Genomic DNA, 14499 nt, shown 5'->3' with positions numbered 1-14499 from the left:
ACATGCTTATTTGGCCTTGGCATTCTTGATGAAGTCCTCAAGCTCCTTGAACGACGGACGCTCGGTGGAGTTCAATGCCTTGCGGCCAAACTCGACGGCCACTTGCGGCGCGTAACCGTTGAGACTGGCGAGCAACGTCACCTTGACCACATTGAAGGTCTGGCTCGACTCCGCCACCTTGCGCTCGAGAATCTGCGCCAGCGGACCAACAAAACCGTAGGCAAGCAAAATACCCAGAAAGGTGCCGACCAGCGCAGCGCCAATCAGCCCGCCCAGCTCGGAAGGCGGCAGATGCAGCGAACCCATGGTATGCACCACGCCCATCACCGCGGCCACGATACCGAAAGCCGGCAGACCGTCGGCCAGTTTGGTGATCGCCTCAGCCGGAATCCCCGCTTCGTGATGATGCGTATCGATTTCGACATCCATCAGGTTTTCGATCTCGAAGGCATTCAGATTGCCGCCGACCATCAGGCGCAAGTAGTCGGTGATGAATTCGACCAGATGATGATCCTTGGCGATTTTCTCGTACTTGGCAAAGACCGGGCTGCTATGCGGATCCTCGACATCGGCCTCGATCGACATCAGGCCTTCTTTGCGCACCTTGCTCAAAAGCTCAAACATCAGCGCAAACAAATCCATGTAGAACGCTTTGTTATAGGCACTGCCCTTGAAGAGACTCGGCAAGGCTTTCATCGTTGCTTTGAGCGGTTTGCCGCCGTAGCCAACGATCATTGCGCCGACGGCGCCACCAAGGATGATGACAATTTCTACTGGCTGCCACAGCACGGCCAAATGGCCGCCATTGGCCGCGTAAGCGCCGAAAATGCAGACGCACATAAAGATGTAGCCGATGACAACAAACATCGTCCGGTTCCTGAGCTATTTTTATCGGTTCATTGTCGGCGATGCGTTCATTGTGCGGCAACGCTTATCGCGCAGCGCAGCATGCACCGCCCCGGTTTTTGCAACAGTCAGAACAGTTCGCTCTGCGCGAGCACCAGCCGTACCGGCGCAAAACTGCGGCGATGCTCGGGTGTCGGCCCCAGCCGCTGCAGCGCCTCAAGGTGCGCAGCAGTCGGATAGCCCTTGTGTTTGGCCAGGCCGTATCCTGGGTAGCGCGCATCCAGCAGCACCGCTTCACGATCACGCGCAACCTTGGCAAGGATCGACGCAGCGGCGATCGATTCAACCTTGGCATCACCCTGAACAATGGCTTCGGCCGGTATCGCTAAACGTGGCGGCACGCGATTGCCATCAATTTGCGCCGACGCCGCCGCAACCGGCAGCGACTCGATCGCCCGGCACATCGCCAGGAAGGTCGCCTGCAGGATATTGATTTCGTCGATCTCGGCCGCGCTGGCGCTGGCAATCGCCCAGGCAATCGCCTTTTCCTGGATCAACGGAAACAAATGCTCACGCTTTTTCTCGGAGAGCTTTTTCGAGTCATTCAGGCCGACGATGCCGTGATCGGCAGGCAGAATCACCGCCGCCGCATACACGGAACCCGCAAGCGGGCCGCGTCCGGCTTCGTCGACGCCACAAATCAGGCCCATGCACGCGCCCCCAGCAAACGGATTACCGCCTCGGCAGCCCGGTCAGCCGCATTGCAGCGCAGCGCTTCGTGGTGTTCGGTAAAGCACGCCGCCAACTTGCTGGCCAAGCGCTTGTCGAGCACCAGATTGGCCAGCGCCTGACTGATGTTCTCGGCCGTCGCTTCGTGCTGGATCAGCTCGGGCAAAACGAAACGCCCTTCAAGCACGTTCGGCAAACTCACATAGGGCAGACGCAGCTTGCGTTTGACCATCCGGTAAGTGAAATCGGTGATCCGGTAGGTCACCACCGTCGGACGCTTGGCGAGCATGGCTTCAAGCGCGGCGGTACCCGAAGCGACGAGGATCGCGTCGGCAGCCTGCATGGCTTCGTGCGCATGACCGAACAACAGCCGGAAGGGCAACTCTTGTGCACCCTGCCGCCACATCTCGCTTTCGAAATACTGGCGGGTTTCACGGGTAATGAAGGGAACCAGGAAAGTTGCGTCCGGAAAGCGCTCGTACAAGCGCTTGGCCGTTTCGACAAACAAAGCGCCGAGCATTTCCAGCTCGTTCTGCCGGCTCCCCGGCAGTAAGGCGAACACCGGCCCGCCCGAACTGATATCAAGCTGTTCGCGCAAGGCGGCCTGATCCGGCACAACCGGCATCAGATCGGCGAGCGGGTGGCCGACATAGGTCGCCGGAATCTTCGCCTCGCGGTAGATCTCTTCTTCAAACGGAAACAGCAACAGGATATGCGACACGGCCGCGCCGATTTTCTTCAGCCGTTCAGGTCGCCATGCCCAGACCGATGGGCCGACATAGTGAACGGTCGGAATGCCTGCAGCCTTGGCCGCGGCTTCGAGACCGAGGTTGAAATCGGGGGCGTCGACACCAATCACCAGATCGGGACGCTCGGCGAGGATGGCCTTCTTGAGCCGACGGCGAATGCCAATCAGCCGGGGCAGGTGCTTAAGCACTTCGAGATAGCCACGCACGGCGAGACTTTCCATCGGCACCACGGAACGCGCACCAGCGGCCATCATTTTGGGGCCGGCGATGCCGGAAAATTGCGCGCCGGGCAGGCGCGCCTTCAGCGCGAGAATCAGCTGGGAACCGAGCAAGTCGCCGGATGCCTCACCCACCACGATGGCGATGCGGGGCCCGCGACTCCCTGGTTCAAAGAGTCGATCATTCATCGGCTCGTCGTCTTTTGGGTTAGCGAAGGATGCCGCGTTGACTCACGGCAAAGAAATCGACAAAGGCTTGCAGCTCGGGTGCGCCGGCAGCGTCGGCTTCGATCCGTGCACGCGCATCATCATAGGTCAGCCCCAGCCGGTACAACTGCCGGTAGGCTTGCTTGACCCGGGAAATAGCCTCTGCACTGAAACCGCGGCGCTTTAGTCCTTCGGTATTAATGCCGCGAGCGATGGCACGATTACCCTCGCAGATCACGTAGGGCGGCAGATCCTGAACAATGATCGAGCCCCCGCCGGCCATCGCATGAGCACCGATACTGCAGAACTGATGGATTGCGCTCAGGCCGCCAAGAATCGCCCAGTCGGCAACGTCAACATGGCCACCCAGCGTGACTGCGTTGGCGAAAATTGTGTTGTTGCCCACGGTGCAATCGTGACCGATATGTGCATACGCCATGAACCAGTTGTTGTCACCGATGCGCGTCACACCTTTGTCTTGCACCGTGCCAACCGAAATGGTCATCGACTGGAAAAAGGTATTGCCGTCACCGATATCCAGCGCCGTCGGCTCGCCCTTGTACTTCTTGTCTTGCGGCGCACAGCCGATATGGCTGTGCGGGTGAAAACGGTTATTGCTGCCAATCCGCGTCACCCCTTCGATCTGAACGCCGGCACCGACCACCGAACCGGTGCCGATGCGTACATCGGGACCAATCACGGCAAACGGGCCGATTTCGACACCTTCGGCCAGTTCGGCCCGTGCATCGACCAGCGCAGAGGGATGAATCTTCGGCATGTTCGCTCCGTGAAAAATGGATTAGCGCGCGATGGCGCGATGCGCGCTCATCAAATCGGCCGAAGCCGCCAGCTCGTCGCCGACATAGGCCTTGGCCTCGTACTTCCAGATGCCACGCTTGTGCGCAACGATGTTGACGCACAGCGTCAATTGATCACCAGGCAAAACCTGGCGCTTGAAGCGCGCGTTATCAATCCCGGCGAACAAATACAGCGAATCCTCCGGCACTTCCTCAACGCTCTTGCAGGAGAGTACGCCTGCGGCCTGAGCCAGTGCCTCGAGAATCAGCACGCCCGGCATGACCGGGTATTGCGGGAAATGCCCTTGAAAGAACGGCTCATTGATGGTGACGTTTTTAATTGCCTTGATCGATTTGCCCGGCTCCAGCTCGATCACCCGATCGACCAGCAAAAAGGGATAGCGGTGCGGCAGGCATTTGACGATCTCGAGTACATCCATCACTTGGCTCATTCATTCTCTCCGGCGGCGGCATTCAGGCTCGCCATGGTTTTTTCCAGCTGTTTGACACGTTGCGCCAGCTCGTTCAGGTGACGCAGCTGTGCGGCATTTTTGACCCAGTCTGCGTGGGCTTGCATCGGATATGGCCCGCCGTAAGCGCCAGGCTCACGAATTGATTTGGCAACCAATGTTCCGCCGAGCACCACCGCGCCATCGCAGATTTCCAGATGCCCGCTGATCATCGCCGCACCGCCAATCTGGCAACGCGCACCGATCTTGGTTGATCCGGCAATACCGACACACCCGGCCAACGCCGTATGCGCACCGATCTCGACGTTATGGCCAATCTGGATCAGATTATCGATACGTGCGCCCTGGCCGATCACGGTATCTTCCAGCGCGCCGCGATCAATCGTCGTGCATGCGCCAATTTCAACGTCGCTGCCAATCACGACACGGCCGATTTGCGGGATTTTTTCCCAGTGATCGCCCGCCCAGGCATTGCCAAACCCATCACCGCCGAGAACCGCGCTGGGGTGAATGATGACGCGATCACCAATCTGGCAATCGTCCATCACGGTCACCATCGGGTGCAACAAGACATTGCACCCCAGCGTAACCCGATCACCAACATAACTATTGGCCATGACAATACTGCCGGCCCCAATCGCCGTGCCAGCACCAATCACCACATTCGGGCCGATTTCAGCATCGGCATCGATCTGCGCCGATACATCGACGCAAGCCGTCGCATGAATGCCCGGTCGTGCACGGCGCTGCGGGTACAGCAGTTGCGCGACCTGAGCATAAAAAAGGTATGGGTCTTTAGCGATGACATGCGGCCGGGTCAATCCGACCGCATCCGCCGCGCGCACCGCGACCACGCCCGCTGCGCTGCTTGCAAGCTGCGCCTTGAAGCGTGGATTGGTCAAAAAGGTCAACGCATCGGCACCGGCGGACTCCAGCGGCGCTACACGACAAATGGCGACATCATCGCCGTGCCAAGTAGCACCAAAGCGCTCGGCCAGTGCGGAAATTAGGATCGCGTTCGGCATCACTTGTCCGTCAGCATCCGCAACACCTTGTCGGTGATATCGATGCGCGGATTGCGCCAAGCTGCTTCCTGCAAGATCAGGTCGTATTTTTCGTTATTGGCAATTTGCTGGATCGCATTGTTCACGCGTTCCTGAATACCCGCCAATTCTTCGTTGCGCCGTGCATTGAGGTCTTCGTTCAATTCACGCTGCATGCGCTGAAACTCCTGATTCAAGCGAATCAGATCGCGCTCTTTGGCCTTGCGATCAAGATCGGAAACACCCGGCTTGTCCATCTGCGTTTGCAGGGTCTTGCCCTGAGCCGATAGTCGCTGCAAATCCTGCCGGCGCACTTCAAACTCTTTTTCAAGTTTTTTACCGGCCCGCTGCGCCGGCGCCGACTCGCGCAAAATACGGTCAGTATCGACGAAGCCGATTTTCATCTCGGCTGCCCATGCTGATGCACTCATCAACAACGCCGCACCGAGCAACCATCCCGTATATCGTTTCATACTGTTTCCCCGCAACTTAGAACACCTTGCCCAACTGGAACTGGAAGCGCTCGAGCTGGTCGCCATCTTCCGACTTCAGAGGAAATGCGTAGACCAGCTTGAGTGGGCCCACCGGCGAGATCCAGGTGAATGCGGCGCCAACCGAATAACGCAGGGTCGAGAAGTCGATATCCTCGCCTTCACCCCACGCATCGCCCGCATCGGCGAATACCGACAAACGCATCGACTTGTCGTTCTTGATACCGGGCATCGGGAACAGGAATTCAAGATTGCTGACCAGCTTGCGCGTACCGCCAATCCCGTTGCCGTCCTCATCCTTGGGGCCGATGGTGCCGTACTTGAAGCCACGCACCGAGTTGACGCCACCGACGTAGAAGTTCTTGTAGAACGGATAGGTGTTCGTGCCGTAGGAGTCGCCATAACCTGCGTCGACATTCCACATCAGTGTGAAATCACTCGACAGCGGCATGAACAACTGGCTTTGACCAAGGATCTTGTAGTAATCCAGATCCGAGAACGGCAGCGAAACCTCGCCTGCGACACGGGTATACCAGCCCTTGGTTGGATAGGTACTGCTATCGCGGGTGTCTCGCGCCCATGCCAAAGTCGCCGGGAAGTTGTCGTACTCGTTGCCGTTAGCGCCGACAAAATCCTTGATATAGCCAGGCGAATCATCATTAGTGATCAACTTCAGGTGTTCATAATTCAGTCCGAAGTTGATCCGGTTGGTTTCGGAAACAGGGAAACCCATCGACATGCCAGCACCGTAGGACGACGTGGCGTAATCGCCAATATCAAGGTCGGATGCATCGGTATCACGCTGATAAATATTCCAGCCGAGCGATACGCCATCTGGCGTAGCGTACGGATTGGTCAATGCCAGCGAGTACACCTTGTTCGATTGGCTGGTATTGATCTCGGCAGTGAACTGCTTGCCACTACCGAGGAAGTTGCTCTGCGACAGCGAAAGAATGACGACAATGCCTTCGGACTGGCCATAGCCGGCGCCGATATTGAATGAGCCGGTTTTTTGCTCGCTCACCTGGACATTCATATCCACCTGGTCGGTCGCTTCCGGCACGATCGGCGTATCGATGACCACTTCGTTGAAATAACCGAGCTGATTCAAACGCTGTTTGGAGCGCTTGATCTTTGCGCCATCATATTGCGCCGATTCCAGCTGCCGCAATTCACGCCGGATCACTTCGTCGCGCGTCAGGTTGTTGCCGCTGATATTGATGCGGCGAACATAAACCTTGCGGCCCGGATCAACATACAGCGTAAACCCGACCGTATGCTTCTCTTTGTCAATTTCCGGTACGGCATTGACGTTGGCGAAAGCATAGCCTTCATTGCCGAGCAGCTCGGAAATCGCAGCGGTGGATTTGTTGAGTTTTTCACGCGAAAAAATCTCGCCAGCCTTCAATTCAATCAGTTTTTCGACGTCTTCACGCGGCACCACGGTATCGCCGACCAGCTTGACATCGCTCACGGTGAACTGCTCGCCTTCACTCACGTTCACCGTCAGGAACATATCCTCACGGCTTTCGGAAATGGCAACCTGGGTTGAATCGATATTGAATTCGAGATAGCCGCGATCAAGATAATACGAGCGCAGCTTTTCCAGATCGGCACCCAGTGCCTGCTTGGAGTACTGATCCGACTTGGTATACCAGGAGAGCCAGTTCGGCGTTGTCAACGAGAAAAGATCGCTGATGTCACCATCGGAAAACGCCTTGTTCCCAACGACGTTTATCTGGCTGATACGTGCTACTTCACCTTCGGAAACATCGAACTGCACACCAACGCGGTTGCGCTCAAGCTTGGTCACCGTGGTCTTGATGATTACCGAATAGCGACCACGCGAGTAATACTGCTGCTTGAGTTCGTTGACGCCAGCATCCAGCACGGCCTGATCAAAAATCCGCCCTTCGGCAAAGTTTTGCCCCTTGAGCGCGGTTTTGATCTGATCTTTTTCCAGCAGCTTGGAGCCGTTGATATTGATCTGGGCGATTGTCGGTCGTTCTTCGACCGTCACAATCAGTACACTACCATCGGACTCGACCCGGACGTCGTTGAAGAACCCCGTCGCAAACAGCGACTTGATCGCCTCGGTTGCGCGGTTGTCGTCAAAACGATCGCCGACCTTGACCGGCAGGTAGCTGAACACGGTACCGGGGTCGGTGCGTTGCAGCCCCTCGACACGGATGTCTTTGATCACGAAAGGTGCCACAGCGTGAGCGGCGATACTTGCCGAGCTCAATGCGGCGGCAAGCAGCAGATGAAGCGGTTTCAATGTCATTTGTCGGTCGGATGCTGGCTCGATCAGCCCAGAAAAAGTCGGTGGATATCGTTGAACAGCGCGAGCGCCATCAAGGCGAGCAACAAGGTCAACCCAATGCGTTGCCCTATCGCTTCGACCTGCGGCGATACGGGCCGGCCGGTCAAAAGTTCGACGCCATGATACAACAAATGGCCGCCATCCAGCAGCGGCACCGGCAGCAGATTCAACACCGCCAGGCTCAGGCTGATCAACGCGAGGTATTCGATATAGCTGCTCAGCCCCAGGCGGGCACTCTCTCCGGCATAGGTCGCAATCGTTATCGGACCACTCACCTGATCCAGCGAAGCCTTGCCGACAATCATCCGGCCGAACATGACCAGCGTCAGCCGAGTCTGGATGCCGATTTTTTTCAGCGAGGCAGACAATGCCTGCAAAGGCGGATACTGCAGACGGGTCTGGTAACTTTGCCAAAGCGCCTTGTCTATAGCAGGTTCAAGGCCCAAACGGCCGATCACCTTGCCATTCACCTCGACGGGCGCTGGCGTCACCGTGAGCTGCCGTACATGATCGCCACGGCGTACAGCCAGAGACATAGGCACCGCGCCGGACTGCAGCGCAGCTTGCAAGTCAGCCCATTGCGCCAGCGGCTTGCCATTCAGCGAGACCACAATATCACCCGCCAGCAGACCGGCCTTCGCCGCAGCACCACCCGGCTCGACTCGCGCGATCGCGGTCGTCAGCGGATAAGGGGTGAGCCCCAACCGGATCAGCAGCCGCGGCTCGTACACGCTGCGCCCCAGTTCACCCAGCGGCAGCAATCTTGTTTCGTGTCGTCCCGACGCCGTTTGCACCGCCAATTGCACTAGCGCGGCATCACCGGCGCCATCAAGCAAGGCGACAAACGCCTCATCCCAACTGGCTACCGGCCGATCATTGATCGCGGTAATCAGATCACCCGCACGAAATCCCGCCCGCTCGGCCATTGACGCCGGCGCAACCTGGCCGGCAACAGGACGAATGGCATCGACCCCGTAACTGAACAGGCCGGCGTAGAGCAACATCGCCAGCAACAGATTCGCGACCGGACCCGCGGCAACGATCAGGATCTTCTTGATTGGCGTTTGCCGATTGAAGGCGCGCGATACATCAGCCGGATCAACCGGCGACTCTCGTTCGTCGAGCATGCGAACAAAACCGCCAAGCGGGATTGCCGCAAGCTGCCAACTCACCTCGCCCCGCTGCCAGCGCAGCAAAGGCTTACCGAATCCGATCGAAAAAGTCAGGACTTTGACACCACAACGCCGCGCCACCCAATAGTGACCAAACTCGTGCACCGTCACGAGCACGCCCAGCGTAACGATAAAAGCCAGGAGCGTTTGCAGCATGCTTAGTGGCGCCGTGCCAGCCAGGCATGGGCACGTTCGCGTGCCAGCACATCGGCATCCATCAAAGCATCCAGACTGTCGGCACGCGTCTGCCCGACACAATCGCCGAGCACACTTTCGATCAAGGCAGGGATGCCGGGGTAGTCGAGGCCGCAATCGAGGAAGGCGGCAACGGCAACCTCGTTCGCCGCATTGAGTACCGCCGTCGCCGCGCCACCGGCACGCAAAGCATCAAATGCCAGACGAAGACAGGGAAAACGGGCCAGATCGGGCGCCTCGAAATCCAGCCGACCGACGCTGAACAGATCCAGCGATGCGACGCCGGAGTCGATCCGAGCCGGATAGGCCATGCCGTAGGCAATCGGAATGCGCATATCGGGCGCACCAAGCTGCGCCAACACCGAGCCATCGACATACTCAACCATTGAATGAACAACACTCTGCGGATGCACCAATACGGCGATCTCGTCGACGTCGGCATTGAATAGCCAGCGCGCCTCGATCACCTCCAGCCCCTTGTTCATCATTGATGCCGAATCGACCGAAATCTTCCGCCCCATCGACCAGTTCGGATGGCGAACCGCTTCTTCTGGCGTCACTTGCGCCAGCGTATCGAGCGACCGCGTGCGAAACGGCCCGCCCGAAGCGGTCAATAAAATGCGTTTGAGCCCTGCATCGCGCAATGTCGATGCGTACGGCGCTTCACGGTAAGCCCTCGGCAGCACCTGGAAAATCGCATTGTGCTCACTATCGATCGGCAGAAGCGTCGCGCCACAGCGGGTCACCTCGTCCATAAACAAGCGGCCGGCCAACACCAGCGTTTCCTTGTTGGCGAGCAGCACCCGCTTGCCGGCGCGAGCCGCAGCCAGCGTCGGCCGCATGCCCGCGGCACCAACGATCGCCGCCATCACCGCAGTTACGATGGTAGCGCTGGCCACCGCTTCAAGCGCAGCTTCGCCACACAACACCTCGGTCTCGCTACCCGACGCCTTGAGTCGGGCGCGCAACACCTCGGCAGCGCCATCATCGAGCACTACCGCAAAACGAGGCGCAAACGCCAGACACTGGTCGTGGAGTTTATCGAGCTGGGTGGCGCCGGTTAGCGCATACACCTGGAATTGCTCGGGATGACGGGCCACGACGTCGAGCGTACTGACGCCGATACTGCCGGTCGAACCGAGAATGGTTAAAACTTGTGGAGCCATGATTCAGCCTCGCCGGGCTTAACGCCCTGGCACGAGATGGAACAAGAGATAGGAGAGATAGAACGCAGCGGCAACAGGCAGAATCGCCAGCAGACTATCGATACGGTCCAGTACGCCACCGTGCCCGGGCAAAAGCTGGCTACTGTCCTTGATAGCGATCTGGCGCTTGAACAATGATTCCAGCAAATCGCCAACGATACTCAATACCGTCAACACCAGCGCCAGCGCCACCCACACCCACAGGGAAATCAACTCGCCGCCGATAAAGGGGGTCTTGGGTACCAACGCAGCATAAATCGCCACGCCGACCACACCGCCAACCGCGCCTTCCCAGCTTTTTCCCGGACTGATCGTTGGCGCCAATTTGCGGCGACCAAAGGTCTTGCCACTGAAATAGGCCGCCGTATCGGCCACCCAGGCAATCGCCATCACGATCAGCAGCAACCACCCACCCATACTGCCATCACGCAGTACGACCATGGCCAGTCCGGCCGGCAAAAGCAATGCCCAACCGAGCAAGCCATTGATGTTGCCGCCATCGGCCAGACGCCACTTGGCCTTCAGCCAGCATGGCGCAATCAACGCCCAGAACACGCAAGCAGCCAGCATGACACCCAGCATCACAAACGGCGAGGCAAGTGCGGTACTGCCCGGCAAAGCCAGCAACAGGAAAAACGCAGGCGTCAGAAACGGATAGAGCTTGGCAAACCAGCCGTGCATGCCGGCAAGCCGCTGCCATTCCCATGCGGAAAAACCAAGAATAACCGCGACAAAACCGATCCAGGCGGTCTGCGGCAAGGCAAACAAACCGAGCAGCATGACCGGAATCAATACCAGCGCGGTCAGAACACGCTGCTTCAGCATGAAGACAGAACCTGAAGTTGCTCGCTGGTACGGCCAAAGCGGCGCTCACGGCCACGGTACCAATCGATGGCAACACCAAACGCGGCAGCATCGAAATCCGGCCACAACAGGTCGGTAAAATAGAGCTCGGTATAGGCCAACTGCCACAACAGGAAGTTGCTGATGCGCTGCTCCCCACCGGTGCGAATGAACAGATCCGGCTCCGGCGCATAAGCCATGGCCAGATGCGGCGTAAGATCGCCCTCGTCAAAGCTGGTGGCTTTTTCGGGATGCTCGGCCAGCAGGCTATGCGTCGCCTGCAAAATATCCCAGCGCGCACCGTAGTCAGCGGCAATGGTCAGCGTCAGACCTGCATTCGCAGCGGTCTTGGCTTCGGCCGCATCAATCAGCGCGACCAACTCGGCAGAAAAACGCGACCGGTTACCGATGATTTTCAAGCGAATCGCATTCGAGTGCATGCGCTCGATCTCGCCTTGCAGCACCTTGAGAAACAAGCCCATCAGGAACGACACCTCTTCGTCCGGGCGGCGCCAGTTCTCATTACTGAACGCAAACACGGTCAGATAGCGCACACCCAGCGCATCGCACGTTTTGACCGTAGCCCGCAGTGCGTCCACGCCCTTCTTATGACCAAAGACGCGCGGCATCAAACGCTTTTTAGCCCAGCGGCCGTTGCCGTCCATGATGACGGCAACGTGCTCGGGTACACATGTATTTGCTTGCGGAACCGCAAGTGTAGAGCTGCAAAACTTGAGCACAAATCCTACCTTATACCGTCAACAGCTCTTTTTCTTTCTCGGCAAACGCCTTGTCGACTTCGACAATGTAACGATCGGTCAGCTTCTGGATATCGTCCTGCGCACGACGATCGTCGTCCTCGGAGATCTCCTTGTCCTTGAGCAGGCGCTTCAGCTGATCGTTTGCATCACGACGCAGATTGCGGATGGCGACACGCGAATCTTCGGATTCGTTTTTGACGACCTTGATCAGCTCCTTGCGGCGCTCTTCGGTCAGCATCGGCATCGGCACACGGATCACATCACCCATCGAAGCCGGATTCAAGCCCAAGTCGGCATCACGAATGGCCTTTTCGACCTTGGCGACCATCGGCTTTTCCCAAGCCTGCACACCGATCGTGCGCGAATCGATCAGCGTGACGTTAGCGACCTGATTGATCGGCGTCGGGCTACCCCAGTAATCGACCATCACATGGTCGAGCAAGCCGGTATGGGCACGGCCGGTACGCACCTTGGCCAGATTGAGCCTCAGCGACTCAATCGATTTCTGCATCTTTGTTTCGGCATTTTTTTTGATATCGGCGATCATTTTCGTTCCCTCACAACACAAACGAAACAGGCGGAATCGCGTCCGCCTGCCTTAAACATTTCTGACACACGCCACAGGACTCGAAGCCCTGCTAATCTCAGTAGTGTACCAGCGTGCCCTCGTCTTCCCCAAGCACCACGCGCTTGAGCGCGCCGGCCTTGAAGATACTGAAGACGCTGACATTCATCTTCTGGTCGCGACACAACGCAAATGCAGTTGCATCCATCACCTTGAGATTGCGGCCAATCGCCTCGTCAAAGGTCACGGTCTGATAACGCACTGCATCCGGGTTCTTCTTTGGATCATCGGTATACACACCATCAACCTTGGTGGCCTTGAGTACGATGTCCGCACCCATTTCCATGCCGCGCAATGCCGCTGCGGTATCGGTCGTAAAGAAGGGGTTGCCAGTACCGGCACCAAAGATCACCACCTTGTTTTCTTCCAGATAACGAATGGCCTTGCCACGAATATAAGGCTCGGCAACCTGTTGAATGGTCAGCGCAGATTGCACCCGGCTAACGATCCCGGCATGACGCATCGCATCCTGCAGCGCCAGCGCGTTCATCACCGTCGCCAGCATACCCATATAGTCGGCGGTAGCGCGATCCATACCCGCCGCTGCCGGGGCGACGCCGCGAAAAATATTGCCGCCACCGATCACAACGGCCACCTGAACACCCAGATCGACCACGGCCTTCACCTCACCAACGATGCGGTCGATGGTCGCACGATTGATCCCGTAGCTATCGCCGCCCATCAGGGCCTCGCCAGAGAGTTTCAACAGAATGCGCTTGTATTTGGGGGTTTGGCTCATGCGGAGATTCCTTTGTGCGGGCGCTCGACGACGCGTTACTTATTTGATTGCCGCCTCAATACAGGCGGACAAACGCCGCGCGTTGCCGCGCGGCGTCAGGTACTTCTAGAACAATAGCTTAAAGCTTGGCAGCAGCAGCGACTTCCGCAGCGTAGTCGACAACCTTCTTCTCAATACCCTCACCCACGACCAGCAGCGCGAACGCGTTGATCTTGGCCGAGTTTGCATTGAGCAACTGTTCGATGGTTTGCTTGTCATCCTTCACGAACGGCTGGCTCAGCAGCGTCACTTCCTTCAGGAATTTTTGTACCGTGCCTTCGGCGATTTTCTCGAGCATGGCTTCCGGCTTGCCGGCTTCCTTGGCACGTTCGATCGCAACGCGGCGCTCGGTTTCGATTAGCGCAGCATCAACACCGCTGGCGTCAAGCGACTTCGGCTTGGTTGCTGCGATATGCATCGCCACATCCTTGCCCAGCGCTTCATCGCCACCAGCCAGATCAACCAGCACGCCGATCTTGCCGCCATGCAGATAGGCAGCCAGTTGACCGGCGGTTTCGTAACGAACGAAACGACGCAGGGTCATGTTTTCGCCCAGCTTGGCGATAATGGCCTTGCGCAGATCTTCAACCGATTCACCCGAGTCGGTCTTCGCTTCGGCCAATGCCTCGACGTCAGCCGGATTTGCCAGTGCGGCAGCCTTGGCAACGGCGCTAGCGAAAGCCATGAAGCCTTCATCCTTGCCAACGAAGTCGGTTTCGCAGTTCACTTCAACCACAGCGCCAATCTTCTTGTCGTCGGAGATGTAAGCAACCACAACGCCTTCAGCAGCGGTACGGCCTGCCATCTTTGAAGCCTTGTTGCCCGACTTGATGCGCAGAACTTCTTCAGCCTGCTTGATGTCGCCATCGACTTCGACCAACGCCTTCTTGCACTCCATCATGCCGAGGCCGGTCAGTTCGCGCAGTTCGGCGACCATCTTTGCGGTGATTGCTGCCATGGTAATTCTCCTGAATACGGTTCAGATACAGTATTGAATTCGGTTTACTAGCGTATGAAAAAGGGGCTGAACGCCCCTTTTTCATTTCG

15 protein-coding genes are annotated in these 14499 nt (G+C 57.8%); all 15 read right to left on the bottom strand.

Features of this window, described 5'->3' with window-relative positions:
- Window positions 1-6: 6 nt before the first annotated feature.
- The 15 genes from motA to tsf all read right to left on the bottom strand — a co-directional run bounded on the left by motA (window position 7) and on the right by tsf (window position 14410).
- Window positions 7-867: a flagellar motor stator protein MotA gene (gene motA / locus JLC71_RS04710; RefSeq protein WP_200917557.1), complete on the bottom strand. Its 861-nt coding sequence runs from the start codon at window positions 865-867 to the stop codon at window positions 7-9.
- A gap of 107 nt (window positions 868-974) precedes the next feature.
- Window positions 975-1556 (bottom strand): ribonuclease HII, encoded by a 582-nt coding sequence (gene rnhB / locus JLC71_RS04705; protein WP_200917555.1) that lies wholly within the window; start codon window positions 1554-1556, stop codon window positions 975-977.
- Entirely contained in the window at window positions 1547-2731 is a 1185-nt protein-coding gene (gene lpxB / locus JLC71_RS04700) for a lipid-A-disaccharide synthase (protein WP_200917553.1), read from the bottom strand. The genes rnhB and lpxB overlap by 10 nt, the downstream gene beginning before the upstream one ends.
- 19 nt (window positions 2732-2750) lie before the next feature.
- Entirely contained in the window at window positions 2751-3527 is a 777-nt protein-coding gene (gene lpxA, locus JLC71_RS04695) for an acyl-ACP--UDP-N-acetylglucosamine O-acyltransferase (protein ID WP_200917551.1), read from the bottom strand.
- A 21-nt stretch (window positions 3528-3548) separates the two neighbouring features.
- Window positions 3549-3998 (bottom strand): 3-hydroxyacyl-ACP dehydratase FabZ, encoded by a 450-nt coding sequence (fabZ, locus tag JLC71_RS04690; RefSeq protein WP_200917549.1) that lies wholly within the window; start codon window positions 3996-3998, stop codon window positions 3549-3551.
- On the bottom strand, window positions 3995-5041 hold the full coding sequence (gene lpxD, locus JLC71_RS04685; protein ID WP_200917548.1) for a UDP-3-O-(3-hydroxymyristoyl)glucosamine N-acyltransferase: 1047 nt from the start codon (window positions 5039-5041) through the stop codon (window positions 3995-3997). The genes fabZ and lpxD overlap by 4 nt, the downstream gene beginning before the upstream one ends.
- Window positions 5041-5598 carry an OmpH/Skp family outer membrane protein gene (locus JLC71_RS04680; protein WP_236250981.1) on the bottom strand — a complete coding sequence of 186 codons (558 nt, stop codon included), beginning with the start codon at window positions 5596-5598 and terminating at the stop codon, window positions 5041-5043. The genes lpxD and JLC71_RS04680 overlap by 1 nt, the downstream gene beginning before the upstream one ends.
- A complete protein-coding gene (gene bamA, locus JLC71_RS04675; protein ID WP_236250980.1) occupies window positions 5549-7753 on the bottom strand; it encodes an outer membrane protein assembly factor BamA in 2205 nt (734 codons plus the stop codon). Before bamA ends, JLC71_RS04680 begins: the two co-directional genes overlap by 50 nt.
- Window positions 7754-7857: 104 nt before the next feature.
- Entirely contained in the window at window positions 7858-9303 is a 1446-nt protein-coding gene (gene rseP / locus JLC71_RS04670) for an RIP metalloprotease RseP (protein ID WP_200917544.1), read from the bottom strand.
- Window positions 9204-10406, bottom strand: coding sequence for a 1-deoxy-D-xylulose-5-phosphate reductoisomerase (gene ispC, locus JLC71_RS04665; protein WP_200917542.1), 1203 nt, complete (start codon window positions 10404-10406; stop codon window positions 9204-9206). Before ispC ends, rseP begins: the two co-directional genes overlap by 100 nt.
- Window positions 10407-10424: 18 nt before the next feature.
- Complete coding sequence (locus JLC71_RS04660) at window positions 10425-11270, bottom strand: phosphatidate cytidylyltransferase (protein WP_200917540.1); 846 nt, start codon at window positions 11268-11270, stop codon at window positions 10425-10427.
- Window positions 11264-12028, bottom strand: a complete 765-nt coding sequence (uppS, locus tag JLC71_RS04655) for a polyprenyl diphosphate synthase (protein WP_236250979.1) — start codon at window positions 12026-12028, stop codon at window positions 11264-11266. The genes JLC71_RS04660 and uppS overlap by 7 nt, the downstream gene beginning before the upstream one ends.
- A gap of 10 nt (window positions 12029-12038) precedes the next feature.
- Window positions 12039-12596 (bottom strand): ribosome recycling factor, encoded by a 558-nt coding sequence (frr, locus tag JLC71_RS04650; RefSeq protein WP_200917537.1) that lies wholly within the window; start codon window positions 12594-12596, stop codon window positions 12039-12041.
- A 97-nt stretch (window positions 12597-12693) separates the two neighbouring features.
- Entirely contained in the window at window positions 12694-13413 is a 720-nt protein-coding gene (pyrH, locus tag JLC71_RS04645) for a UMP kinase (protein WP_200917535.1), read from the bottom strand.
- 118 nt (window positions 13414-13531) lie between these two features.
- Window positions 13532-14410 carry a translation elongation factor Ts gene (gene tsf / locus JLC71_RS04640; protein WP_200917533.1) on the bottom strand — a complete coding sequence of 293 codons (879 nt, stop codon included), beginning with the start codon at window positions 14408-14410 and terminating at the stop codon, window positions 13532-13534.
- Between the last annotated feature and the right edge of the window lie 89 nt (window positions 14411-14499).

This window comes from Jeongeupia sp. HS-3 (assembly GCF_015140455.1).
In the GTDB taxonomy this organism is placed as follows: domain Bacteria; phylum Pseudomonadota; class Gammaproteobacteria; order Burkholderiales; family Chitinibacteraceae; genus Jeongeupia.
The sequence above is the reverse complement of the archived record's forward strand: the minus strand, read 5'-3'. Positions and strand labels throughout refer to the sequence as shown.

Bases quoted from the DNA above. Each gene is read 5' to 3' on its own strand.
- tsf (WP_200917533.1), bottom strand. From the start codon at position 14,410: ATGGCAGCAATCACCGCAAAGATGGTCGCCGAACTGCGCGAACTGACC.
- lpxD (WP_200917548.1), bottom strand. From the start codon at position 5,041: ATGCCGAACGCGATCCTAATTTCCGCACTGGCCGAGCGCTTTGGTGCT.
- fabZ (WP_200917549.1), bottom strand. From the start codon at position 3,998: ATGAGCCAAGTGATGGATGTACTCGAGATCGTCAAATGCCTGCCGCAC.
- motA (WP_200917557.1), bottom strand. From the start codon at position 867: ATGTTTGTTGTCATCGGCTACATCTTTATGTGCGTCTGCATTTTCGGC.
- pyrH (WP_200917535.1), bottom strand. From the start codon at position 13,413: ATGAGCCAAACCCCCAAATACAAGCGCATTCTGTTGAAACTCTCTGGC.
- lpxB (WP_200917553.1), bottom strand. From the start codon at position 2,731: ATGAATGATCGACTCTTTGAACCAGGGAGTCGCGGGCCCCGCATCGCC.
- frr (WP_200917537.1), bottom strand. From the start codon at position 12,596: ATGATCGCCGATATCAAAAAAAATGCCGAAACAAAGATGCAGAAATCG.
- JLC71_RS04660 (WP_200917540.1), bottom strand. From the start codon at position 11,270: ATGCTGAAGCAGCGTGTTCTGACCGCGCTGGTATTGATTCCGGTCATG.
- rnhB (WP_200917555.1), bottom strand. From the start codon at position 1,556: ATGGGCCTGATTTGTGGCGTCGACGAAGCCGGACGCGGCCCGCTTGCG.
- ispC (WP_200917542.1), bottom strand. From the start codon at position 10,406: ATGGCTCCACAAGTTTTAACCATTCTCGGTTCGACCGGCAGTATCGGC.
- lpxA (WP_200917551.1), bottom strand. From the start codon at position 3,527: ATGCCGAAGATTCATCCCTCTGCGCTGGTCGATGCACGGGCCGAACTG.
- JLC71_RS04680 (WP_236250981.1), bottom strand. From the start codon at position 5,598: ATGGCGACCAGCTCGAGCGCTTCCAGTTCCAGTTGGGCAAGGTGTTCT.